This window comes from Nitrospira sp. (assembly GCA_035968315.1).
GTDB lineage: Bacteria > Nitrospirota > Nitrospiria > Nitrospirales > Nitrospiraceae > Nitrospira_D.
The window spans coordinates 501661-524244 of record JAVYIN010000007.1; the positions used below are offsets into that span (position 1 = coordinate 501661).

The 22584-nt window shown below is 60.3% G+C and carries 23 protein-coding genes; 9 read left to right on the forward strand and 14 right to left on the reverse strand.

Features of this window, described 5'->3' with window-relative positions; genetic code table 11:
• The first annotated feature begins 181 nt into the window (after positions 1-181).
• Positions 182-421 (forward strand): BolA family protein, encoded by a 240-nt coding sequence (locus RI101_12245; GenBank protein MEC4890820.1) that lies wholly within the window; start codon positions 182-184, stop codon positions 419-421.
• Positions 422-456: 35 nt separating this feature from the next.
• Positions 457-780 carry a glutaredoxin domain-containing protein gene (locus RI101_12250; protein MEC4890821.1) on the forward strand — a complete coding sequence of 108 codons (324 nt, stop codon included), beginning with the start codon at positions 457-459 and terminating at the stop codon, positions 778-780.
• A 249-nt stretch (positions 781-1029) separates the two neighbouring features.
• Here the strand turns inward: RI101_12250 and RI101_12255 are convergent, their stop codons facing one another.
• From RI101_12255 to RI101_12310, 12 genes are all read right to left on the reverse strand, one after another.
• A complete protein-coding gene (locus RI101_12255; GenBank protein MEC4890822.1) occupies positions 1030-1398 on the reverse strand; it encodes a hypothetical protein in 369 nt (122 codons plus the stop codon).
• A gap of 18 nt (positions 1399-1416) precedes the next feature.
• Entirely contained in the window at positions 1417-2517 is a 1101-nt protein-coding gene (locus RI101_12260; GenBank protein MEC4890823.1) for a hypothetical protein, read from the reverse strand.
• 127 nt (positions 2518-2644) lie between these two features.
• The gene (locus RI101_12265; GenBank protein ID MEC4890824.1) at positions 2645-3223 is read right to left on the reverse strand and encodes a hypothetical protein; all 579 of its coding nucleotides are present in this window, start codon (positions 3221-3223) and stop codon (positions 2645-2647) included.
• Between the two features lie 72 nt (positions 3224-3295).
• Positions 3296-3700 carry a hypothetical protein gene (locus tag RI101_12270; GenBank protein ID MEC4890825.1) on the reverse strand — a complete coding sequence of 135 codons (405 nt, stop codon included), beginning with the start codon at positions 3698-3700 and terminating at the stop codon, positions 3296-3298.
• Between the two features lie 146 nt (positions 3701-3846).
• A complete protein-coding gene (locus RI101_12275; GenBank protein ID MEC4890826.1) occupies positions 3847-4581 on the reverse strand; it encodes an SDR family oxidoreductase in 735 nt (244 codons plus the stop codon).
• Between the two features lie 20 nt (positions 4582-4601).
• Positions 4602-5306 carry a TIGR04282 family arsenosugar biosynthesis glycosyltransferase gene (locus tag RI101_12280; GenBank protein MEC4890827.1) on the reverse strand — a complete coding sequence of 235 codons (705 nt, stop codon included), beginning with the start codon at positions 5304-5306 and terminating at the stop codon, positions 4602-4604.
• Between the two features lie 130 nt (positions 5307-5436).
• Entirely contained in the window at positions 5437-6129 is a 693-nt protein-coding gene (locus RI101_12285) for a TIGR04283 family arsenosugar biosynthesis glycosyltransferase (GenBank protein ID MEC4890828.1), read from the reverse strand.
• Positions 6130-6171: 42 nt separating this feature from the next.
• On the reverse strand, positions 6172-6576 hold the full coding sequence (locus tag RI101_12290) for a hypothetical protein (GenBank protein MEC4890829.1): 405 nt from the start codon (positions 6574-6576) through the stop codon (positions 6172-6174).
• A 2-nt stretch (positions 6577-6578) separates the two neighbouring features.
• Entirely contained in the window at positions 6579-7733 is a 1155-nt protein-coding gene (locus tag RI101_12295) for a 2'-deoxycytidine 5'-triphosphate deaminase (protein MEC4890830.1), read from the reverse strand.
• 7 nt (positions 7734-7740) lie between these two features.
• Positions 7741-8862, reverse strand: coding sequence for a KamA family radical SAM protein (locus tag RI101_12300; protein MEC4890831.1), 1122 nt, complete (start codon positions 8860-8862; stop codon positions 7741-7743).
• A gap of 90 nt (positions 8863-8952) precedes the next feature.
• The gene (locus RI101_12305) at positions 8953-9198 is read right to left on the reverse strand and encodes a glutathione S-transferase N-terminal domain-containing protein (GenBank protein MEC4890832.1); all 246 of its coding nucleotides are present in this window, start codon (positions 9196-9198) and stop codon (positions 8953-8955) included.
• A 110-nt stretch (positions 9199-9308) separates the two neighbouring features.
• Entirely contained in the window at positions 9309-10796 is a 1488-nt protein-coding gene (locus RI101_12310) for a hypothetical protein (GenBank protein ID MEC4890833.1), read from the reverse strand.
• Between the two features lie 165 nt (positions 10797-10961).
• Here RI101_12310 and RI101_12315 point away from each other — a divergent pair, with 165 nt between their 5' ends.
• The 6 genes from RI101_12315 to RI101_12340 all read left to right on the forward strand — a co-directional run bounded on the left by RI101_12315 (position 10962) and on the right by RI101_12340 (position 17904).
• Complete coding sequence (locus tag RI101_12315; protein ID MEC4890834.1) at positions 10962-12458, forward strand: phosphatidylglycerol lysyltransferase domain-containing protein; 1497 nt, start codon at positions 10962-10964, stop codon at positions 12456-12458.
• A 13-nt stretch (positions 12459-12471) separates the two neighbouring features.
• Positions 12472-15579: a PAS domain S-box protein gene (locus RI101_12320; GenBank protein ID MEC4890835.1), complete on the forward strand. Its 3108-nt coding sequence runs from the start codon at positions 12472-12474 to the stop codon at positions 15577-15579.
• A gap of 85 nt (positions 15580-15664) precedes the next feature.
• Positions 15665-16483, forward strand: a complete 819-nt coding sequence (locus RI101_12325; GenBank protein ID MEC4890836.1) for a CbbQ/NirQ/NorQ/GpvN family protein — start codon at positions 15665-15667, stop codon at positions 16481-16483.
• Positions 16484-16510: 27 nt separating this feature from the next.
• Complete coding sequence (locus tag RI101_12330) at positions 16511-16828, forward strand: DUF167 family protein (GenBank protein ID MEC4890837.1); 318 nt, start codon at positions 16511-16513, stop codon at positions 16826-16828.
• Positions 16828-17262 carry a glycine zipper family protein gene (locus RI101_12335; protein ID MEC4890838.1) on the forward strand — a complete coding sequence of 145 codons (435 nt, stop codon included), beginning with the start codon at positions 16828-16830 and terminating at the stop codon, positions 17260-17262. Before RI101_12330 ends, RI101_12335 begins: the two co-directional genes overlap by 1 nt.
• A gap of 207 nt (positions 17263-17469) precedes the next feature.
• Complete coding sequence (locus RI101_12340) at positions 17470-17904, forward strand: hypothetical protein (protein ID MEC4890839.1); 435 nt, start codon at positions 17470-17472, stop codon at positions 17902-17904.
• A 395-nt stretch (positions 17905-18299) separates the two neighbouring features.
• Here the strand turns inward: RI101_12340 and RI101_12345 are convergent, their stop codons facing one another.
• Both RI101_12345 and RI101_12350 read right to left on the reverse strand, forming a co-directional pair.
• On the reverse strand, positions 18300-18752 hold the full coding sequence (locus tag RI101_12345; GenBank protein MEC4890840.1) for a hypothetical protein: 453 nt from the start codon (positions 18750-18752) through the stop codon (positions 18300-18302).
• Positions 18753-18886: 134 nt separating this feature from the next.
• A complete protein-coding gene (locus RI101_12350; protein MEC4890841.1) occupies positions 18887-19321 on the reverse strand; it encodes a ferredoxin-thioredoxin reductase catalytic domain-containing protein in 435 nt (144 codons plus the stop codon).
• Between the two features lie 172 nt (positions 19322-19493).
• Between RI101_12350 and RI101_12355 the strand changes: the two genes are divergently transcribed.
• Positions 19494-22526 carry a VWA domain-containing protein gene (locus RI101_12355; GenBank protein ID MEC4890842.1) on the forward strand — a complete coding sequence of 1011 codons (3033 nt, stop codon included), beginning with the start codon at positions 19494-19496 and terminating at the stop codon, positions 22524-22526.
• The last annotated feature ends 58 nt before the right edge of the window (positions 22527-22584 follow it).

Below are 22584 nucleotides of genomic sequence, written 5' to 3' on the forward strand. Positions count from 1 at the left end.
TAATCGGCCGGTGTGTGTCGCGAGCTGAGAGGATTCCGCAGGCGCCCGTATCCAAACTCATTCAGGGTGGATAAAAAAGGATTCGGCATCTTGTGCTTGCGCCACCGATCGTCCGACGTCCCCGTCGAATTGCGTTTCCCGTTTAGGCTAAGGTATTCTCCGAAGGGAAACGGAGGCCTGGATGATTACACCAGCAGTGTTGACGGATTACATTCATAAGTGCATGCCGGATGCGGTTGTGACGGTCACGGATCGGACCGGGACTATGGATCACCTCAAAGTGGTGGTGGTCTCGGATGTGTTTCGTGGGAAGAATTTGCTGGACCGGCACCGGCTGATCTATGAGGCCTTGGACGTTCCCATGAAAGACGGACGGATCCATGCGTTGGAGTTGACGGCGCGGACCAATGACGAAAAATAGTTACAGATAGGCGATCGATACAAAGGAGGCCGACGATGGCAGACCCAATTGAAGACGAAATTCAGCAGGAAGTGAAAACCCATAAGATCCTCATCTACGGCAAGGGGACCAAGCAGATGCCGATGTGCGGGTTTACCCGCGAGACGATGCAGTTTTTCGATAAGTACGGGTACCCCTACGAAGTGATCGACGTGCTGTCCCAGCCCACCAAGCGGGAAACCCTCACGAAGATCACCAAGTGGCCGACGCTGCCCAAAGTCTTCATCGACGGCACTTTCTACGGCGACACCGACATCCTCGATCCGATGGCGGCAAAGGGTGAGATCGAGCCGTTGCTGAAGAAGGCGTTCGGGAAATAAATCGCGATCGTATCCTGTGCAGGGATCAGCCGGCGGGTGCTCGTGGCGAGCATCCGCCGGTGTTGTTTCGGGTGGCCGCGGTCACCTTTTGGCTTCGTGGGGGCAGTGTAAGGTGCCCTTGCTTCGTTGCTGGAGAGTTTCTAATTCCCCCTCAAATTTTCGCCGGCATCAGCATCCTTGAGTCTAGCAGGCGAATCTCAGCTGCTAGCGAAACAACGATTCCAATCCACAACCAATTTAGACTTACGATTAATAGTTTTGATTCTCCACTGGCGTTGGCGCAACAAAGTAGGATAGCCCTCCGCCCAAGATTGCCATGTATGCAACCGAAACGCTACTGGCCAGCCATGTGCTAAGAGGCTGCCCAATAATTACATTGATAACGCCAGTAAACCATGTCCCTAGAAACACCATGCCGAGATACTTAAACCGGTCAACCTTTGTTAAGCAACCGGCAATACAAAATCCCATAGCGCCAAAGAGAATGATGACTGTTGCCCCAACATATGGATTCTGTTTAATAGCAGTTGGTGCAAAGGGCATGAGAAGCCCTCCAATAAAGGTAAGGACAAAAATAATGCCAATATCCCTCAGTAGCGCTCGCCAAGGCAGTGTCACTGCTAGGTTTCTCCAGTTCTACCTGCGGTCTACAAATTTTGAGCCATCATATGTGTGCGTAACGACTCCTGCATCAATCAGTTCTTCGACGGAAGGGTGCCACATGTCTGTACCCGGAACGCTAAACGCCTTTTCTATGAATTTCGGCCTGACCCCACGTTTCCTGAAATAAGCGGTGCCGCCCTCGTTTGCTTGCGAGTTGTTCATATTGAACCAGTCAGGTCCGATCCACTGAAACGCATGAAACCCAAGTCTTCCGTCAGAATGGAGAATGCGAGATGATCCTGCCATAAACGCATAGGTGCAGGCACTGTCACATTGTGTTCCTGTGTATGTTGCCAATTGGCGTTTTTCGATCAACTCTCCAATTTTCTCAGCTTGTTGCAGAAGACCCCCAACAAGTTCCAGCGTCACAATAAAAGCCTTTGGCGTATTCGCCAATTCGTCTTTTACTTTGTCGGCAATCCCAGGTCCCATGAATCCGCTGACTACAATCTCATCAAAGTCATCTTGAGGATGATGGATGACAGTTACCGTATATTTGTAACCACTGTCACGAAAAACCATGCCAGTCCATTCGAAAATAGATAAGGACGACCAAAACACAGATGCTCCAATAAAAATACAACTCGCTTGAGCGCACCTGGCCCAGAAGGCAGGCCTTTTCATCAGAAGATGATTCTGGGCGGATCGCCAGAGGCCAATAATCTGCCAAGGAGATAATAGAAATGATGAAAAGTACAAAACGACCAATCGCAGCTGAGCATGAAGAAGTGAGTTTTCGGCAAGAACGGAGTCGATACATTTGACGAAGATAAAATACGCTAGGACGTTTATTCCCAAATAATTGACCCAGAAACTCAATCCAAGAGGTAGGTCTCCACGCCAATGCGCGACGACGTAGCTTTTGAGCGCCACCCAATCCTGGGTTTCATATTCTATGATTCGTTGAAACAGGGAAGATCTTGGTGCGGTATAGTTTTTTTGTTCTGTGGCTATGGCAGCAGGAGGAACTGAGGGCAGTTTCTGAACTTTGTCCAATTCATGGCCACATTCACACCATCGATTTTCTGGTGAATTATGGATGCCACATTCTGAACATATGATGGGCAAAGCCATATTCGTATCCTCTTCAAGTACAAATTGAATGCGTTTAGCTGGCGGCAAAGTGGTTCAACTGTGAGCCTCGTAAGCAGAAAATTCGAAGTCTAGCCGCCATTGTTAAACGATTGGTTTGAGGCGCAGTTTAGGCGCTTTGCAATTTATCCTTGACCGCTCTAATGCATCCTCGGACAACGATGTCACGAATTTGAACGAGTGAGATCTCAGCAGTCACGGCTGGGTCGGTATTTACCAACGACATGCGACCATCATGAAACGCAAAATCCGTATAGTTTCCTTCATGAACCACTTCGCAACGGATGTCGTATAACAGGTCTACAGCTTTGCTGAATCCAATAGGAGGCAGCAGGTCTGTATTAACCGTGAAGCCATGAGACAGGGTGTCCTTGTCTGACTGCGGAAGAAATTTGTTAAAGAATTGTTGAACATAATGCCGTGATTTTCCTTCACCGCTGAATCCGTCGTGAATTTTGGCAATGTTTTCTGAGCACATTATCAGAAACAACACCTGCAGCGGTTCCTTATGCGGCCTAATTTGTGGCAGATCGTCCGCGATGGATATCAACCGTTGAGTCTGATGCATCATTATTTTGGCATCATGATTTGGTGCCAACGGATGGAGGTTCTCACATGCTTGAACGAAATGCTCTGCTTCCTCTAGCAGTGCAAAATGTGGCAAATAAAAACTTAGCCAGGGTTCCACTGCAGCATCTCCTTCAATCGCTATTAGCTGCAACGATCCGATGTTTGGCTGCCCATCACGCTTTCGGGCTCTCTACCGTTTCGCTTCCGGTGGCGGCCAGTTCATTTCGGTGTGGCGGCCGCAGTAGAAGCAGCAGAGGCGGTAGCGGGCTTTGCGGCGGGGATTAGGCATCGAGATGAACGTGATCGGCGTATCGTCGAACGGACAGGTCGGCTGGTCGTGGAGCAGATGCACTTCGGCCATCATGGTGATCGAGGCGACATCCCAGGACGGTGAGTGTTCTTCCTTGCCGGTAATCTTCTCAACCACGTGACAGCGTTCGCAGGTCGCTTCGTAGGTCTTGATCCGGGCGTTGTGCGGCGTGAGATCGACGACATCCATCGCTCCGCCGCATCCTGGCTTGGCGCAGGTCAAGTGCTCATGCTGTAGGGCCTGCACGAACCGATGGTGCTGTTCGCGTTCTTGATCGGTTTTCATGGATCTTCGCCCTCCCCTCCATGGGGCTGTGCTCGTGGTGGTTCCCCTGCGCACGTTGAGCGAGCACCGCCGCTAGTTTGCAAGTTCGATCATCCTTGGTGCGCGCTCAGTGAGCAAGGAAGCATCACGAGCATAGCCCCATCCCCTTATATCCCCCATGCCCCACTGATCTGAATATTCGCCCCGTTCACATAGCGGGCGTCCTCGCTCAACAAGTATCGCACCGCTGCGACGGTGTCGTCGACCGTTCCAATATAGCCTGCGGGAATGCGTTTGGTCATCCCGGCCAGTTCTTCCGGCGGGGCGCTGCCGGAGTCGATGAAGCCGGGTGATACCGCGTTCACGGTGATGCCGTGCGGGGCGAGCAGTTTGGCCAGCGTGCGGGTGAGAATCAGCACGCCGGCTTTCGCGATGTAGTGGGCGGTCACCTCAGGCTGGGCAATCATCTGGTCGGCGTTGGCCATGCTGAAATTGATGATGCGGCCGCTCTTGCGCACTTTCATGCCGGGGGTCACCGCTTTGGCTAGGTAGAAAATCGGGTGGAGATTGCCGTCGAACATCTCGCTCCAGCCATCGACCGTTTCTTCGAACAGGTTCACACGGTGATAGGGACCGGCGCCGTTGATGAGGACATCGATGCGTCCCCACTGCTGCTCCACCTGCTGTACCAGACTCTGTGCCGCTACCGAGTCCGACACATCGCAGCGGATGGCCAGGGCTTCCCCCCCTCGCTCCGTGATGGCCAGTGCGGTCTGTTGCGCCTCGGCTTCGCTGGTCCGATAGCAGAAGGCCACCTTCCACTGCTGCGACGCCAGGTCGAGGGCGATGCCCCGCCCGATGCCTTTGGCCCCGCCGGTGATGAGTGCCACTCGTTCGTTCATGCTGATCGTGCTCTCTCTTGCTATGAGGGCCGTGAGCGCAGCTTCTTCCCGATGAATTGGAGGGCTCCGGCGGTCCGTTGTGAAAATACCTGTTCGTGTTTGGGCTTCTTGACGTCTACTGCGGCCGCGTCGATGAGCGCGTTGAGATCGTCGATCGTATCGACGTCGCGCCAGGGCGGCAGCAGCGTGGTGCTCAATCCAAGCTGGGCGGCTTTCTCCTGTGTGGCGGCAAGCACCCGGTCGGTGGACCAGGCCATGCCGGCAAACAGCTCGGGCGCTGGGCGGGTGAGGCCGATCAGATAATAGCCTCCGTCCAGGGCTGGGCCGAGCACGAGGTTGTTTGTCTCCAGGAGGGTGAGGGCCTGTTTATAGTGCTCCAGCGGCAGCGAGGGCACATCGGTCCCGACGATGAGCACGCGCCGATAGCCCTTGGCAAACAGGGCGTCGAAGGCCTGCTGCATGCGCGCGCCCAGATCGTCGCCGACTTGGTCGAGGAGTTTCACCCCCTGCCGCTCCTCCATAATTTTGAAAAAGACATGTGTGGAGGACGGGGCGCAGGCCAGATAGCGATCGATCGGGAGCTTCAGTTTCGTGGCCGCAAGCTTGGAGCGTTCGAGCGTATCGAGGACAAAGCTGCCGTGCAGGGTCGCCGCTTCGTCCGGCGTCAATGGTGGGCACAGGCGTGTCTTCACCTGGCCGGGAACTGGGGCTTTGGCAAAGATCACCAGGGCGCTTCCTGCGCCCTGCTGGCGAGAGGCTTGAGGCAAGGGGTGAGAGGTAGGACGCGGTGATTTTTTCGGAGTCGATGGGTGGTTCATCTCGTTCTCTAGCCCCTAGCCTCGTGCCCCGCGCCTGTTAGCGCACGGCCCTATAGAAATGGTTGAGTCGATGCGGATTCACGCCGAGCCAATACAGGAAGCGGAGGGTCCACATCAAGAGAATTGTGCGGAGGGGGCCGTTCCGCTCCCAGCGGCGAAAGGATGTCGTGACGGTCTCGGTGAGCGGTGCCGTGGATCCCAGGCGTTTTAACCGGCAGCTGAATTCGATGTCTTCCATCAAGGGGATGTCCGGGAAACCGCCGATCTGCTCAAAGACCTGGCGCCGGACGAAGATGGCCTGGTCGCCAGTGGCGATGCCGGTCATGCGCGAGCGCCGGTTCATGAACCAGCTGATCGTGTTGCCCCAGCGGGAGGGGCGGTCGAAGCGGACGTCGAAACGGCCTCCGACGATGGTCTGGTCTGCCAGCGTCGCCTCAATCACTGTCTTGGCAGTGGGGGGCAGCTCTGTGTCGGCATGCAGGAATAACAGGATCTCGCCGCCGCTCGCCCGAGCGCCGGTGTTCAGTTGGCGTGCGCGGCCTGTCGGACCTGTCACGAGGCGGGTGGAGGGGACGCGGTCGCAGCAGACTTGGACCATGGGGACGGTGGGGTCGGTGCTGCCTCCGTCACTGACGATAATCTCGTCGAATCCCAAGGCCACCGTGCGCGTCAACGTGCGCGCGATGGTCGAGGATTCGTTCAGCGTCGGGATAATGACGGAAATCGTCATCTGCGCAGGATGGTGAGCTAAGGGGGCCGCGGTATTCAGTCCTTATCGGTCCGGCTGTTTCGGCTCGCGGAACATGAAGTACATCACGAGCACGACGGTCGACCAGAAGACGACTTGCTTGTGCCAGAAGAGCACTTCGCCGTAGTGAAAGAATCCCAGCCCGATCACGATGGCGCCGATCATGACGCTGTAGCGCCAGGTCGGGTGCTCGATCACCGCGTTGGCCCAGACGGCCACGCCGCCGAAGTAGATGAGCAGCGGCACGGCGTTGATTTCAAATCCGCCGCTGATCGACAAGAACACGTTCAAAAAGCCGATGAACATCAGCGCGGTGCCGGTCATCATGCCGGCCACGCTCAACTGCTTGTCGTTTCCCGACTCGTCATCGGCGGACGGCGGCGGGGGGCTGTGCGACGGATCTTTTGAGGGCAAATCTGTGGGGGCCATAGTTACACTTTAAAATGTTTGCTGAGCGTGAGGGCCTGCCGCTGATAGGACGACCCTAACGTGGTGCCGTAGAGCTGTGAGGGTACGTCGAGCATGCGGTCATATACAACCTTAAAAAATGTCTGGCCGTCGTGGATCAGGAAGGGGACGTCATGCGGGCGGACTTCCAGGACGACCTGGGTGCCTTTGATTTCCCCGTCGGCGCCGTAGCCGAATCCGGGGTCGAAGAATCCCGCATAGTGGGTGCGCAGTTCTCCGCAGGCCGCTTCGTAGGCGACCATCTCGGCGGCATAGCCCGCCGGAACGCGGATCCGCTCTTTCGAGGCCAGAATGTAAAACTCTTCCGGTTCCAGGAGTAAACTGTTGTGCCGGTGCCGGTGGAGCGGCTCCCAGAAGTCGGCGGCGGCGTAATGGCCGACTTTGGCCAGGTCGATCACGTGGCTGTTTTTCTTGGCGCGATAGCCGATGATAGTGGAATCGGCGCGGTCTTCCCCTTTGAGATCGATCCTCAGGAACAGCCCGCGCTCGGCGCGGAATTCACGGGCCCCCAATGGTTTTCTGGGGGCGCTGTTGTGGTAGAGCAGCGGGGATTTGCCGTGCAGCGTTTTCAGCGACGCATCGGAGACCGTGGCCTCGCCCCGGACAAAGCGGATCTGATTCAGCGATTGGCCGGTGCGCACCTTGATCGCGAACGAGCGCGGGACGATTTCGAGAAAGAGCGGACCCTGGTAGCCGGCGCGGATTTCGTCGAAGCCGGTGTTCAAGTCGGTGACGATGCGGGTGAAGACGTCCAGCCGGCCGGTGGTGCTTTTCGGATTGGCCCTGGCCCGCAAGGTCTTGGGGAGCGCAAGGGTTTCGAGCAGCGGCACCAGATACACGTGGCCCTTCTCCAGAATTGCGCCCTCGGTCAGATCCATCTCGTACATCACGAGATCGGATTGATAGAAGTCGAGCACATTGAGCCGTGAGGAGATGGTAGAGAGTTCCGGGAGAAAGCTGCTGATGAGCCGGTAGGCTTTGCGCCCCAGGCGCAAGTCGAGGCTGGCCGGCTGGATTTGCCGCTCCTCGACGGCCGGAGAGGCGGTGATGGCCCGGTTGGCGATCAGTTGCTTGATGTCTTGGTAGGGGAGAATGCCCTGGGTTGCGCGTCTGCTCACCGGATGCTCACGCCTCCTCATGACCGTTCGCGCACGATCCCCATCCCGGGTGCGCGCCCACCATCGGCAGCTCGCGGCCCTGGCCCTGTTTGGGTTGGGGGTAGTGGAACGTTTTGTGTTCGTAATTTCTGAGCATGGCCCCGTCTTCGTCGAGGTGGACCAGGTAGTCGTCGGGGAGGAGGGGAATTTTTCCGCCTCCGCCGGGGGCATCGATCACAAAATGCGGGACTGCCATGCCGCTGGTATGGCCTTGAAGGGCCTTGATAATATTCAGCCCGGTCTCGACCGTGGTGCGGAAATGGTTGGTGCCCTTGGTCAGATCCGCCTGATAGAGGTAGTAGGGTTTCACTCGGGCGAGCAGCAGCTGGTGAACGAGGCGTTTCATGATCTCGGGATCGTCGTTCACGCCCTTTAAGAGCACGGTTTGCGCGCCGAGCGGCACGCCCGCGTCGGCCAGCATGCCGCAGGCGGCTTTGACCTCGGGCGTCAGTTCGTCCGGGTGGTTGAAGTGCAGATTCATATAAATGGGATGGTATTTCTTGACCATCTCGCAGAGCTTCGGCGTGATTCGTTGCGGCAACGTGCCGGGCACCCGCGAGCCGATCCGAATCAGTTCCAAGTGGGGAATCGTCCGGAGCGCTTTGAGCACCCGTTCGAGCAAGTAGTCGGGGAGCAATAACGGGTCGCCGCCCGACAGGATCACATCCCGCACTTCCCGGTGCTCGCGTAAATAGGTAATGGCCCGGTCCAGTTCGCCCTTCTTGAGAAACCCCGGTTTCCCGACGAGCCGTTTGCGGGTGCAGAAGCGGCAGTAGATGGGGCATTGGTTGGTGACCATTAAGAGCGCGCGATCGGGATAGCGATGCACTAGATGGGGCACCGGGCTCATGAGATCTTCTTCGAGGGGGTCGTCCTCCGCATCGATATCGGCCAGCTCCGCCATTTCCGGGACGACTTGTTTCCAGATCGCGTCGCCTTTTTCTTTGATCGTGCCGAGCACGGTCGGGGTGATCCGCATCGGATAGGGACCGACGATCGCTTCGATGTCTTTCTCGTCCAGGCCAAACCGTTCGGCCAGGTCTTTCGGCTTGACGATGCTCTCGGCGAGGATGCGTCTCCATTCTTCCACGGGTCTCACGGCCTCCTTTTCAAGAGATGAACCCATCCGCGGCAGGGCTGAGTTGACCCTGGCGTCGATTGTTCGGGAGCGTGGGCGCTCCTATGGAGAGGTCTTGGCATAGTGTGTATCGAGGTGGGACAGAATATCGTGTGTTTCGGTCAGGACCGTCTCGCCGTCTGTCAGGACCGGCACGAAGTATTGTCCGGACACGGCATAGACCTGCTTCCGCATCGGCCTGGCATCCGGCACGATCACCTCGTCATAGGCAACACCCAGTTCCGCGAGTTTATCGCGGACGACTTCGCAGTCCGGACACCAATCGACGTGATACAGCGTCAGAGCCATAATGGCCTTAGGCTACCATGGACATCCCTGAAAGTGGAATGAGGGAGTTGGGGGATCGTGCACATATTCCTGATCGCCTCAGGCGGGCTCCGGCCGGCGCTCTTTCCGGTTTATTGCGGCGGCACGGCGCAGGGGACCATGATGGCGTCTTTCATGCCGTGGATGATTTTCTTTTCAGCCGAACAGATCGTCGCGAGGATGCCTGCGAGTTCCGCCTTGCCGCCGGCGACGAAATAGTAAGGCGAGAGGCGGGCGCGTCCATTCATGCGCTGCATCGTCTGGGATGCCGCGTCCCAGTAGTCCAGTTCGAACAGGCGTCCTTTGTGGAATTCTTGCAGGATATAGGGCGTGGTTGGGAATGACGACAGCGCCTGGTCGATGGCGGCGGCCCATTCAGCCTGCGGGAGATCGTGCCCCACGGAGACTCCCCGGCTGCCCCAGGCGAGTTCCGAAAAACCGGAGGGCTTGATGACGTAATGCCGTTCCTTCTGCGTGGCGGCCGCGAGATCACGCCAATTGGTGACGGCTCGGCCTCCCATCTGAAGGCCGGGAATCGTCGCGGCCGGAGGGATAGGCGCCGGGTCGAGCAGCCAGGTGCGCGGCATGATCGCCGTCAGGTCGAGGAACGTGGCGGCGCCTAATTCTTTTTCCCAGAACGGCCGCAAGACCGGATGGTGCAGCAAGGCAAAGGCGGACTTCTCCTCCAGTGCCGGTTTATAGGGGGGGGTGACGGACACCCAATCCTTTTTGGCGGCATACTGAATCAATTCGGCTTTGGGAATGTTCAACAGGTCGAAGAGTTCATAGAAGCGATAGAGCAGGGCAATCGGCTGTTCGCGGGTGTCGAGCCGGAGCCGCAGCCCTTCTTCGGTGAAACGGACGTCGCGCGGTTCCACGCAGTAGGCTTCCACCTGCCGTTCGCGGAGCCGTGCGGCCAGCCAGGCCATTTCCGGCCGGTAGTCTTTGGCTTCGTCCGACACGACGATGGCGATACAGCCGGCTCGTGCGCCCTGCACCGCCTGTAACATAGCCGCAAACCCGCGCACCATGCCGTCTGGCCCTCCGGCGATCGAGAGGGGGGGCGCGTCGAGCCCGCTATAAATGGAAGAGAGGCAGGCGGTCAGTCCGATCCCGCCGGGGACCGAGTCCAGTTCGGTGATGACCATGCCATCCTGGGTGGGAATCACATCCGGCCTGATCACGGCGGGCAGATCGTCGCGGAACCGTTTCATCCGGCTGTAGGCGATCAAGGATTCGGGTTTGCCCTGGTCGAGATAGCGCGCCACCCAGGCTGGTTGCTGGCCCTTCACGCTGTCCTGATAGAGCCGGTTGAGGGCGCGATAGAACGTCAACAACTGGGGCCCCAAGTTGGTAAAAAAGGCGAGTTGTTCGTGCGAGAGGAAGAGCGGACAGGGACTGACGCGCCAGGTGGTGGTGGCGTGCAGGCCGGCGGGATGAGTCTCCGGCGCGGCGTCGGCGATTGGCGCATAGAGCCCGGCGGAGATGACCTGTGCGCGAATCTCGGCACAGCGGCGGAGGGCATGATCAGAAGCAAGGGACGAACAAGGGGATGCGGGATGGGGCTCAGTTTGTGCCAATGGGAGAATCCTTAGTGGGGCAATCGTCCAAACGATTGAGCGTCAGTTGACGGATGCTACCACGGGGGCGAGGGCCGGACAAGTAGTGGATCTGGCTCTTCAGGCCTGGCGGCGAAGCAAAGGATGCTTGCTCGATCAGGCGGCCCATCGTATGATGGGAACCTAATGACGCCTGTCCAGATGGAGTGCCACTCCCAGGTGACGCTGTTGCCGCTTCTGCCGCAGATGGTTCCCGGTGCGGTCTGTGCGCAATGTGATGTCTGTTGCCGTTTTCCTGAGTCCGACAGCTTTCTCCGCCCCTATTTTACCCGTGACGAAATACGCGCGGCGGTTTCCCTCGGCCTATCCCCCGCCTTGTTCGACGATCCTGCCGGATCGCAGATTGCGCTGGTAAAGGATCCCGCCGGAGAGGGCTATCACTGCCCGGCCTTCGATGCCGGCCGCGCTCAATGCGGGATCTATCAACAGCGGCCGTTGGATTGCCAGCTGTATCCGCTGGCGCTCATGTGGAGCGAGGCCGGGGATCAGATTCTTTTAGGCTGGGATACGAAATGCCCGTTTATGCGGGAGGCTGTTCCGAACGAGATTCGTCTGCACGGGGAACGGGTTCAGCAACTTCTTGGGCAGGAACCTGCGCTTCGGGTTCTCGAGGCCCATCCCCGCCTGATCGGCCGGTATCAGGATGATGTGGTGGTTCTGGCCCCGTTGCCGGATGTCACTCGGCGGGTACGGGCGCAGCAACCGGACCGGCGGCTGCAGCCTCTGCGTCTTGCCGATGCCTCAACGCTGGCAGCTGCGCTGCACGAGTCCGAAATGCTTGGCCAAGCGGCTCTAGCGGCCCGGGCCTTTCCCTATCACTATGTCTGGACCACGACGCTGCCCTATTGGTGGATGGAGCAGAAGGGGGTATTCTGGCTGTTTGCCCAGTCTCCGGATGGGTGGTTTATGCCGCTGCCTCCCTTCGGGCCAGGCTCATTCGAGGGGGCCGTTCGCGAGGGGTTGGCGTTGCTGCGGGAGTGGAATGGCGCATCCCCCGTCAGCCGGATCGAGAATTTGACGGACGGCCAAAAGAACGGACTCGATGCGCGCGCCTACCGCTTTTCGAGCAAGAGCCCCGATTATCTGTATCGCGCGGAGGCCTTGGCGAACTTGGCCGGAGACCGGTACAAATCCCAGCGCGCCCTCTGTAATCGCGTGGAGCGTGAGCAGCCGGTGACGTTCGAATCCTATCGCCCCGGCGACCATCAGGAGGGCTGCCGGTCGTTGTACCGGCAGTGGGTGGCGCAAAAACAAGCGGGCCGGCTCGACCAGATGGGGCAGTGGCTCCTGGAGGATGCCGAAGCGGCGCATGAGATCGCCTGGGCGCTGGGCGAACGGATCGGCTTGGCGGGAACCGTCGCGCGGGTCGGCGATCAGATTGCGGGGTACACGTTCGGGTATTGGCTGACGCCCGCGACGTTTGCCGTGCTGTTCGAGGTGGCGGATCGTTCGGTGCCGGGGCTCGCGCAGGCGCTGTTTCGGCAGACCTGCCGGACCGCGTTGCGCAACGGCGCCACATGGATCAATGCGATGGACGATGCCGGCTTGCCCGGCTTGCAGGCGGCCAAGATGGCCTACCATCCGGCCGCGATGGTGAATAGTTGGATTGCGATGGCACGCTGATATGACCTTCCCCGTGACGACGCCAGATCTCAATCGTTCCCGCCGGTACGGCTGGCTGCCGTTTCTGATCATCTTCATGACGCTGTTTGCCGTGGGGATTGGTGCGATCCTGCTGCAATACGTGGAGCACCGGTTTCTGGGGGCGTCGGGCCATCAACTGACCTTGGCCGCCGCCGAAGTGACGGACAAGCTTGACCGGCTGCTGTTCGAGCGCTACGGCGATGCGCGCATGATGGCGCGGGCCTTTGCGCTCCGGTCGTCCGATCGGGCCTATCTGACCAGCTATCTGAACTGGATGAAGACGGCCTATGCCCCGATGTATGCGTCGCTCGCGGTGACGAATCAACAGGGGGTCGTAATTGCCGCCACGGATTCGGCGATGGTCGGTCAAGACTATAGTCAGAGCCAATGGTTCCAGGCAGCGCACGGACAGCGGGATGTGGTGGTGGGAGAGGTTGCGAGCCACGAGGGTGAACAAGGGGGCGCCACGGTGGCGTTTACCGCAGCGATTCTCGATGCCCAAGAGACCTTTCTCGGGGTGGTCACCACGCGGGTGTCCGTGTCGGTTCTGGAGGCCGTGACCACCAGAACCATTCGGTCGCTTCAGTTGCATGAAGGGTTCGTGGGGTCGATCGAATATCAGATGCTGGATAAAAAGGGCAGTATCTTTATCGATTCCACCCAGCATTTCGCCACGCCGGTGAATCTGCAGGAGATGGGGCTCCCCTCGGCGGTGCTCAGCCAGCAGGGGGAGCCGGGGTTTGTGGAGGAAGAGCATCGGCGGCGGCATGTGCCGGTTGTGACAGGATATGCCGCAACGAAAGGGTATGGGGATTTCCCGGGATTGGGCTGGACGGTCTTGGTTCGCATGGACCGCGATGCCGTGCTCTCGCCGATCCAGTCGGAGGTCTTCTGGAAAGTGGGCGGCGGGGCGCTAGCGGTCTGGGTTCCGCTGCTGGTGCTGCTCTTATGGTCTACCGGGCGGTTGCGGGCGGAATATCGCCAGGCTCAGCAGGAAAGCGCCTGGGCGCGCGCCGCGGAAGCGGCGCTGCTGCAAAGCCAGGAACGGAACCGCGCCATCGTGGATACGGCGCTGGACGGTGTGATTACCATCGATGCGGCCGGGGTGATCACGGACTGGAATGCCCAGGCGACCGCCATCTTCGGGTGGTCCCGTGAAGAAGTGCTGGGCCAGTTGCTGGCGGAGACTGTGATTCCGGAGCGGGACCGGGAGGCCCATAACCAGGGTCTGCGTGAATTTCTCAAGAGCGGGACCGGGCCTATTCTCAACCGGCGGATTGAAGTCACGGCGCGGCATCGCGAGGGGCGGGAGTTCCCGGTCGAATTGTCGGTCTCCCCCGCCCGCATCGGCGAGGCCTATATTTTCAGCGCCTTCATCCGCGATATCACCGATCGGCGGAAAGCCGAGCGGCGGCTGGCGTCGCAATACGCCGTCACCCGCGTGCTGTCCGAATCGTTGACGTTGGAAGAGGCGGTGCCGAGAATCATCCAGGCGGTCGGCGAGAGTCTGGAATGGGACTACGGGGTGTTTTGGCGGTTCGATAAACAAGCGGGGGTGTTGCGGTGTTTGAATCAATGGCACACCCCGACCTTCAAGGGCGACGAGTTTGAGGCGGCCGGGTGGCAGCAGTCGTTTCATTCCGGCGAGGGGCTGCCGGGGCGGGTATGGGCCAGCGGGGAGCCCTATTGGGTGGCAGATGTGACGGTCGATCCCCGCTTTGTGCGGTCGAGCATCGCGGCGCAAGTGGGGTTGCACGGCGGGTTCGGGTTGCCGATTAGGATCGGTGAGGAGGTTGAAGGCGTGATCGAATTCTTCAGCCGGTATGTGCGCGAGCCGGATGAAGAATTGCTCAAGATGGTCACGGACATCGGCTTGAAGATCGGACAGTTCGGCGAGCGGACCAAAGCCGTGAAGGCGCTGCATCAGACGGAGGCGCAGCTCCGGCAATCTCAGAAGATGGAGGCGGTTGGGCGGCTGGCCGGCGGGGTCGCGCATGACTTCAACAATCTGCTGACGGTGATTCGGGGGTACAGTGAATTGGTTCTTGGCCGGTTGCTGCCCGGGGACCCGTCCAAGCGGGAACTGGAAGAAGTGAAGAAGGCGGCGGACCGCGCGGCCGGTTTGACGGGGCAGCTTTTGGCGTTCAGCCGCCGCCAGTTCGTGGCGACCAAAATCGTAGATGTGAATACGCTGGTGGCGAATATGGACGGCATGCTCCGGCGCCTCCTGGGCGAGGACATCATCGAGCTCTGTTCCGACCTCGATCCGGATCTGGGGGCGATCAAGGCCGATCCCGGGCAGATTGAGCAGATCATTATGAATCTGGCGGTTAATGCCCGAGATGCGATGCCGACCGGGGGGCGCTTGACGGTGGAGACGCGCAACGTCTCGATCCGGAAGAAGACCTTGCGCGACATGCTGGTTCTGGAGAAGGGGGACTATGTGCTGCTGGCCGTGAAAGATACGGGCCATGGCATGGATGAGGAGACGCAGTCGCACATTTTCGAGCCCTTCTTTACGACCAAGGACAAGGGCAAGGGCACCGGGTTGGGGCTGTCCACGGTCTATGGCATTGTGAAGCAGAGTGGCGGCGTGATCGGCGTGGAAACCAAGGTGGGGAGCGGCACCACCTTTAAAATTTATTTTCCGCGTGTGGACGGGGTGGCGGAAAGCGGAGTCGTGGACGCTCCCAGCGGAGAGAACGTGCAGGGGCGTGAAACGATTCTGCTGGTGGAGGATGAGCCGGCGGTCAGAGGGCTGGTCCATGAAACGTTGCGCTTGCAGGGATATACGGTGCTGGAGGCGCGCCACGGCATTGAGGCCTTGTTGGCCGGCACGAAGCATCTCGGGACGATTCACTTGCTGCTCACGGACGTGGTGATGCCGCAGATGAGCGGCCCCGAAGTGGCGGAGAAACTGTTGATGGTGCGCCCCGACATGAAGGTGCTTTATATGTCCGGTTATCCCGACCATCCGGTGTTCTCGCAGGGCGGGATCAAGCGGGACACGGCCTTTTTGCAGAAGCCCTTCACGCCCACCGCGCTGGCCGAGAAGGTCCGCGAAGTGCTGGACGGATCAAAAGTGGTGAAGCCTGTCTGACCCAATCCCTGTCGAATCGCTTGATCTTCCCCCGTTGTTCCGTTTATCGTTTCCGCCATTCCTCCACGTCTAAGAGAAGGACCACATGAGCCAGGCAGGACGAGAACTCGATATCCAGTCGTTCCGCATCGAACGGGAACCGTTTTATGCCGAGGTGCGCGGCGAAGTCGGCCTCTTTACGATTGCCGCCAAGAGCAAGATGCCGGTGATGCTGAAGGGCCCGACCGGCTGCGGCAAGACCCGGTTCGTCCAGCATATGGCCTATACGCTGGGCCGGCCGCTCATTACGGTCGCCTGCCATGAAGACCTGACGGCGTCCGATCTGGTCGGGCGGTATTTGCTCAAGGGACAGGAGACCGTCTGGGTGGATGGCCCGCTGACGCTCGGTGTGAAACATGGCGCCATCGTCTATCTGGACGAAGTGGTTGAGGCGCGGAAAGACACCACGGTGATCATCCATCCGCTTAGCGACGATCGCCGGGTGCTGCCGATCGAAAAGAAGGGGCAGATCCTCGAGGCCGCCGACGAGTTCATGCTCGTCATTTCCTATAATCCCGGCTATCAAAGCGTGCTCAAAGACTTGAAGCAAAGCACCAAGCAGCGGTTCATGGCGATCGAGTTCGACTATCCCTCCCCGGCGGTGGAAACCACCGTGGTGGAACGGGAAGCCGGCGTGAGCCGGGACATCGCCGAGAAGCTCGTCAAGCTGGGCGGCAAAGTCCGCAACCTCAAAAATCACGGGCTGGAAGAAGGCGTGAGCACCCGGCTGCTGATTTATGCGGGGACTTTGATCAAGCAGGGGGTCGCGCCCGATCAGGCCTGCGATGTGGCGATCGCCCGTCCGATCACCGACGATGCGGATATGCAGCGCAGCATGCACGAACTCGTCAAAGCGATATTCTAGTCCAATCCAACTCGACGCCGTACACGCATGACTCATCCGATCGTGCAGGATACTAAGGACGGCGCGATCCTCACGATTCAGGTCCAGCCCAAAGCCTCCAAGTCCGAGTGCGTCGGTCTGCATGGAGACGCGATCAAGATTCGGGTCGCGGCGCCACCGGTGGACGGGCGGGCGAATGAGGCCCTGCTCGCATTTCTGGCGCAGCGCCTCGACGTGCCGCTCTCAACACTTGCGATTCAGTCAGGGGCCGGGGGGCGGCACAAGCGGGTGCGGTGCGCAACACTCGCCGCCGCGGACATACTGGCGCGATTAGGGTTGGCCGCAGGGAAAGGACCGGTGGCGTGATGCACGCATGGCGGCTGAGTGGTCTTGCGGCAATCCTGTTCGTGATGTCCGCTTGTTCGAGTCCCAGGCCCATCTTGTATCCCAATTCCCATTGGCAATCGGTGGGGAAAGAGGTGGCCGCGCAGGATATCGACGCCTGCAAACAATTGGCCGAGTCGGCCGGCGCGGAAGAGGGCAGTGGCAAAGCCGGCCGCGTGGCCGGCAGTACGGCGGCTGGCGCGGGGATAGGCGCGGCAGCCGGGGCGGTTGGCGGGGCGATCTCAGGCGCCGCCGGGCATGGCTCCGCAATCGGGGCTGCGAGTGGTGCGGTCTGGGGCTTGTTTACAGGACTTTTCCACGCCGCCTTTGGTCCGTCTCATCCGCCGGAGGCCTATACCAATTTCGTCAATCGCTGTTTGCGTGAGAAGGGGTATGAGGTGACGGGGTGGCAGTGAGGGGGGGCCTGGCTCTGGGGGCTGTTTCGTGCTCGCCCAACGCGCGGCCTCAGAAGGCCCTCGTTGGATGCGCGCAGTAGAAACAACCCCCATAGCCAGGCTGAAAATGGGTGATGGTGGAGCTCGGACACTGCGCGCAGTCGGAGACCCACCGATTTATCCGGCGAAGGGGAAAGAGAAGAAGAGAAGAAACGGAGGGAGAGAGTTGTGGTACATCGCAGAGTCCATTGTGTTATCGCGTTTGTATTACTGGTGAGTCTTGGGGCCTGTGCGGCGCCGGAGCCGCTGCTGCGGTCGAATAAGCATTTGCAGCTGACCGGCAAGGTGGGGGCGCAGCAGGATATTGAGGCCTGTGAGGCCAAGGCCGAGGGGGCGGGGTTGCGTTCGGGCGTGAACCGTACCGGCAGCGCCGCCAAGGGCGGGGTGTTGGGGGCGATTATCGGAGCGGGCAGCGGGGCCTCAGCCGGATTGATCGGCGGAGGCGGGGGTGTCGTCATCGGGGCGGTCGTCGGCGGCGGGCTTGGCCTGATCATGGGCGTGGCTGGTGGCGCCTATGGCCAGACTGAGCCGGATCCCGCCTATGCCGATGCCGTGGTGCGTTGTCTGATCGAGAAGGGGTATGAGGTGACGGGGTGGCAGTGAGGGGGCAGAGCGAAGCGGTGAGCCCTTTGCTCGCTGCCCGCGCACAATCAGAATGTGCTCGGTCAATGCACGCAGTCAGGGTTCACCGCTTCACGCTGCAGAGGACGAGGAAGAAATAGGAGGAAGTCTGGGCCTGGGGGTTATTCCCTGAACGCGTTAGCGACGATTGTTATCAAGAGGAGAAAGGCTAGGAAGAGCCCAGTTCCGACCCACCTTGACCATTTCTCAATTTGATCCTCATCGTGTTCGCCAAAGGCCCGAAGGACCATTTCTCCAAGGATACGCCAGAATCCAGATTGTCCGGTCAAAGGAACCATAGGGAACTCCCTTCTCGCAATGATCCAGCCGATCAGCTGAGACAAACATGTGATCTTCTGGATTTTGGCCTAACTCATCTAACAGAGCCCGCTTTTGCAGTCAGTGACGACGAGATTGGTGGCTTTCTCTCCTGCTTCGAGATCCACGGTCAGCCAGGCGATGCCTGCCGCGCGCTCCTCTTGGTGTGATCCGGCCCCTCCCTCCATGATGCTGACGATGTAATAGCGCCCGGCAGGAAGTTTCGTGAACCAGAAATGTCCGGTGGGGTTCGCCCTCGTCGTGCGAAGGTACGGCACGACCCGTTTTTCGGCCAGCAGTTGGGAGATGGCTTCGTGCGCGCAATCTGCCGCGGCCTCGCCTTTCGATGTGCAGGCGGAGGTACGTACGGAGCGGTCGAACCAGGATCGGGTGTAGGCGGTAATTGGAATGAGGTGCACCGGCACGCCTGCTTGGGTGATGGCTTTCCCTGATGGCGAACTGAGAAAGGCCTGGCCTGCCAGGCTGCCGTGCCCTTTGAGTTTGTAGGGCATCAGTTCTTTCTCGCTCAGCGGCGGCTGGTTCGACGGGGCTGGTTCAAGCGCCTGTCCCGGTAGCGTCCAGAGGCTACCGAGTAGAAGAGAGAAAACGATTCCAAACCGAAGTCGGTCAGGGTATCGCATGGTCGTTAGGGCGTCGGGGTTGATGAATCCTTATCCGATATCGCGGTGTCCGTCGCGGCTTTGTGTTTGAGGGCCCGGCCTTTGCCTGGTGTGGGGTCTGTGATGACGCCGTACACCTCTCGGCCCTCGTGTCCTTCGGGGAGGTATTCGGTAATCGGCATGCCGTCTTCTCGGACGAACAAGAGGCAGTGGCAGTATTTGTAAATCTGCATCTCGTCGCAGGCGCACATCCAGCGGCGCAGCTTGGCCTCGGCCTGTTTGTCTTTGTAGAAGTTGCAGGGGCAGAGCGGTTTCCCGAGTTCCTCCACATGCATCGCCAGGCCCTTCACCACGGCTTCCGTCACGGCGGGGTTGGGGTGCATGGCGGTGCCGCTCTTTTCGGCAAACCCCTTCACGTATTTCCACATTTTATCGAGGCTGTCTTGTTTGGGCTCGGCCATTCCGAAATCCTTTCGATCGGCGAGGGGCCAGGGGCTCGCGGCGAGAGGAAAAGCGAGGATTTCTTTCCTCTAGCCCCGTACCTCTTGCCTCGCGCCTGGGTCTGAGTGCACAGTTTACAAGCGCCAGGGCGTTCTTTACAATCCACAGCTTCCCGGATTTTACGCGAGGATTATGGCAGCATCGCAGGCCGAAACAGTATTGGCGGCACGTCTGGCGGAAGAGCTTGGCTCCGCGCCGGCGGCACAGCTCGTGGCTCGTCTGGCCCTGATGGGGGGCAAGCCCGATCCTGTCGCTGCAACGCTGGCGATGCTCGACGAATTGGGCGGCGTGTCGGAGAAGGTGGCGCGCGCGGCGATCGAGGCCCTCCCTGAACTGGACCGGCGAGCCGGATTGGCCTCCATCGTGGCCTGGTTCGACCTTGGGATTGCCTTGGCGGAATCCTCCGGGGCGACGGCGCTCAAGTATTTCAAAGACAGCCCGCGGATTCTTGGCATCGTGGAGGCGGAGGCCGCACGGCAGGCCATCTTGGCCACGGGCCTTGAATTCGCCGAACAAGACGCCAACGTGACGTTGGAATATCTGCGCACGGCCCCCCAGATTCTCGCGGTGCTCCCGTCGGATCAGCTCCAGCCCTGGCTCGATGTCGGCGTCGAGCTGACGCAGATCGATGTCGTGGTGGGGCTCGAATATATCCGGCAGATTGCGGCCGTGGCGCCTGTGCTGGGCTTGGGCGAGATCCGGAACTGGGTGGCGTTCGGGATGAAGCTGATTCAGCCGAACACGATCGGCAAGCCGGACTATCTGGGCACGATGGAGTTCTTGCGGACCAGCCCGGCGATTTTGGGCGATATCGAGCAGCCGCCGGTCCGGTCGAAAGTGGTCTCGTTAGGGGCGGCGCTGGCCGAACAGTCGCCGGCATCGGCCATTGCCTGGCTGGCCGAGTCTCCAAAACTGCTTCGGCCGCTGCCGTCCGTCGAGTGGCAGGTGAAGGTCGTGCAGTACGGCGGGTTGCTGGCGGAAAAGGATGCGGAAACCGCGCTGTCGTATCTCCGGCGGGCGCCGGAGATCATCGGCATGATCGGCGTCTCCGCCGATGCGGTGACGCGATTTGAAAATTGGTTCAAGGCCGGGATGGAAGTGCTGGCCTATAGTGTCGAGGGCGCCCGCGCCTATTTCGGGTTGGAGTCGCAGCAGTCGCTGGCCTCGGTGGAACAGGCCTTGAGCGGCGTGCCGCTCAGGCAGGTCGCACGGACCGTCAAACTGTTCGTGCAAGGCCTGTGCGGCACTGATGTGATGATTCAGGCCTTGCCGGATTCCGCCGCCACCGGCAGTGCCCGGGCGACGGTTAGTGCCGACGGGCGGACGATCTCGCTGCCGGCGCTGCTTCGACGGTATCCCACCTACGACGAGAACGTGCGGCTGTATCTGGTGATGGCCGCCCATGAGGCGGGGCATCTGGAATTCGGCACGTACCGGTTGACGCTCGCCCCGTTGCACGATGTGGTCAGGGCGGTGTGCCAGCGGTATGGGCGTGGTGACAGGCAGCCAGCCTCGCTGGCGGCGCTGTTTCGGCTCTATCCCCATCCGCGGCTCATGCAGGACCTTTGGATGGTCCTCGAAGATGCGCGGGTCGAAGCCCATTTGCAGCGCGAGTATCCCGGTCTTCAGCGGGACTTGCAGCGCCTGGCGGGCGAGGCGGTGACGCCGCGAGATCCGGCGCATGGGCTGACCGTGAAAGAATTGATCGTCGATTGTCTCTTGCGCCTTTCGACCGGGGAATCGGCCGCTTCGGCGGTGCCGCGCGCGGTGCAGGCAGAAGTGGCGCTGCTGTGGGAGCTGAGCCAGCCGGCATTCGCGCCTGCCGCGACGGCGGAGGATGTCGTGCGTCTGGCGGATGCCGTGTACCTCCGCATGGAAGAGCTGCTGGCGCCCAAGGCCGAGATGATTCAAGCGGATCAGGTGGTGGAAGAGACGAATGAGGCGGGAGTGGGCCCGACCGGTTCGGAGCAGAGCGGCGACGACTATCGTCCGATCACGAATTGGGTCTATCGCGGAGAGATGAATCCCGAGTTCATCACGCGTGACCCGGAGCAGGCGCGCGAGGAAGCGGAGCCGCAGTCTGAGGTGGAACAGCTCGCCAGCGGCGGCGGGGGATCCAAAGAACAGGGCGGCGGCGCGCAGGGTTCCGGCGGGCAGCGGCACGATACGATGGGCGATGTGTTGGGCGGCGGGCGGGCGCTGCCGGCGGTGGTGGAGGAGATGCTGGCGCTGCCGGTGGAGGAGCGGCTGACGGACGAGCCAGCCGGCGACGGAGTGCGGCAGATCCGGTATCCGGAATGGGATGTGGCGATTCAGGATTACCGCCCCCATTGGTGCCGGGTGGTCGAACGGGTGGCCGAGCCGGGGTCCGATGAGTCGGTGGCGGCCACGTTGACGGCGCATCGCAGCGCGATCAAGACGCTCCGCCGGTTTTTTGAAAGCCTGCGTCCCCCGGCGTTTCGGCGGACGGCGGCCCAGGCGGACGGCGAAGATCTGGACATCGATGCGGTCGTTCGGCGGGTCGCCGAGCAGCAGGCGGGGATGGAAGGCAGCGACCGGATCTATGTGCGCCATGAAAAGAAGGAGCGGGACGTCGCGGTGGCGTTTCTGGTCGATGTGAGCGGCTCGACGAGCCGGCAGCTTGAAAATGGCCGGCGGGTCATCGACATTGAGAAGGAAAGTCTGGTACTTCTGTGCGAAGCCTTGGAGGCGGTCGGCGACCAGTACGCGCTCTTTGCCTATTCCGGGCAGGGGCGGGGGCAGGTCGAGTGCGCGGTCGTGAAGGATTTCGATGAGCGCGTGGGGCCGGCCACGGCGCAGCGGCTGGGCGGGCTGCTCCCCCGGCAGCAGAACCGTGACGGGGCGGTGATCCGTCATGCGACGGCGCGGCTGCGGGCGCGCGAAGCCCGGACGAAGCTCCTGGTGCTGATCAGTGACGGCCGTCCCCTGGACGGAGACTATAAAGACGACTATTCGCTGGAAGATACCAAGGCCGCGCTCCGCGAAGCCCGGCAGGCGGGGATCGGGCCTTTTTGCGTCACGATCGACCGGGATGCCGATGCGTATCTCCGCCGCATGTACGGGGATGTGCAGTTTGCGGTGATTGATCGCGTCGAGGCCTTGCCCGCGAAGTTGCCGAGAATTTATCAACGATTGACGGCGTAAGCGTGAAACGTGAAAGGTGAGGCGTGAGAAGTGAATGGAATTGGAATGCGGAAGGTGT

What these genes read in the sequence shown, in the direction of transcription:
- RI101_12245 (MEC4890820.1), top strand. Translation starts at nt 182, where the DNA reads ATGATTACACCAGCAGTGTTGACGGATTACATTCATAAGTGCATGCCG.
- RI101_12250 (MEC4890821.1), top strand. Translation starts at nt 457, where the DNA reads ATGGCAGACCCAATTGAAGACGAAATTCAGCAGGAAGTGAAAACCCAT.
- RI101_12260 (MEC4890823.1), bottom strand. Translation starts at nt 2,517, where the DNA reads ATGGCTTTGCCCATCATATGTTCAGAATGTGGCATCCATAATTCACCA.
- RI101_12270 (MEC4890825.1), bottom strand. Translation starts at nt 3,700, where the DNA reads ATGAAAACCGATCAAGAACGCGAACAGCACCATCGGTTCGTGCAGGCC.
- RI101_12275 (MEC4890826.1), bottom strand. Translation starts at nt 4,581, where the DNA reads ATGAACGAACGAGTGGCACTCATCACCGGCGGGGCCAAAGGCATCGGG.
- RI101_12285 (MEC4890828.1), bottom strand. Translation starts at nt 6,129, where the DNA reads ATGACGATTTCCGTCATTATCCCGACGCTGAACGAATCCTCGACCATC.
- RI101_12290 (MEC4890829.1), bottom strand. Translation starts at nt 6,576, where the DNA reads ATGGCCCCCACAGATTTGCCCTCAAAAGATCCGTCGCACAGCCCCCCG.
- RI101_12305 (MEC4890832.1), bottom strand. Translation starts at nt 9,198, where the DNA reads ATGGCTCTGACGCTGTATCACGTCGATTGGTGTCCGGACTGCGAAGTC.
- RI101_12315 (MEC4890834.1), top strand. Translation starts at nt 10,962, where the DNA reads ATGACGCCTGTCCAGATGGAGTGCCACTCCCAGGTGACGCTGTTGCCG.
- RI101_12325 (MEC4890836.1), top strand. Translation starts at nt 15,665, where the DNA reads ATGAGCCAGGCAGGACGAGAACTCGATATCCAGTCGTTCCGCATCGAA.
- RI101_12330 (MEC4890837.1), top strand. Translation starts at nt 16,511, where the DNA reads ATGACTCATCCGATCGTGCAGGATACTAAGGACGGCGCGATCCTCACG.
- RI101_12335 (MEC4890838.1), top strand. Translation starts at nt 16,828, where the DNA reads ATGCACGCATGGCGGCTGAGTGGTCTTGCGGCAATCCTGTTCGTGATG.
- RI101_12345 (MEC4890840.1), bottom strand. Translation starts at nt 18,752, where the DNA reads ATGCCCTACAAACTCAAAGGGCACGGCAGCCTGGCAGGCCAGGCCTTT.
- RI101_12350 (MEC4890841.1), bottom strand. Translation starts at nt 19,321, where the DNA reads ATGGCCGAGCCCAAACAAGACAGCCTCGATAAAATGTGGAAATACGTG.
- RI101_12355 (MEC4890842.1), top strand. Translation starts at nt 19,494, where the DNA reads ATGGCAGCATCGCAGGCCGAAACAGTATTGGCGGCACGTCTGGCGGAA.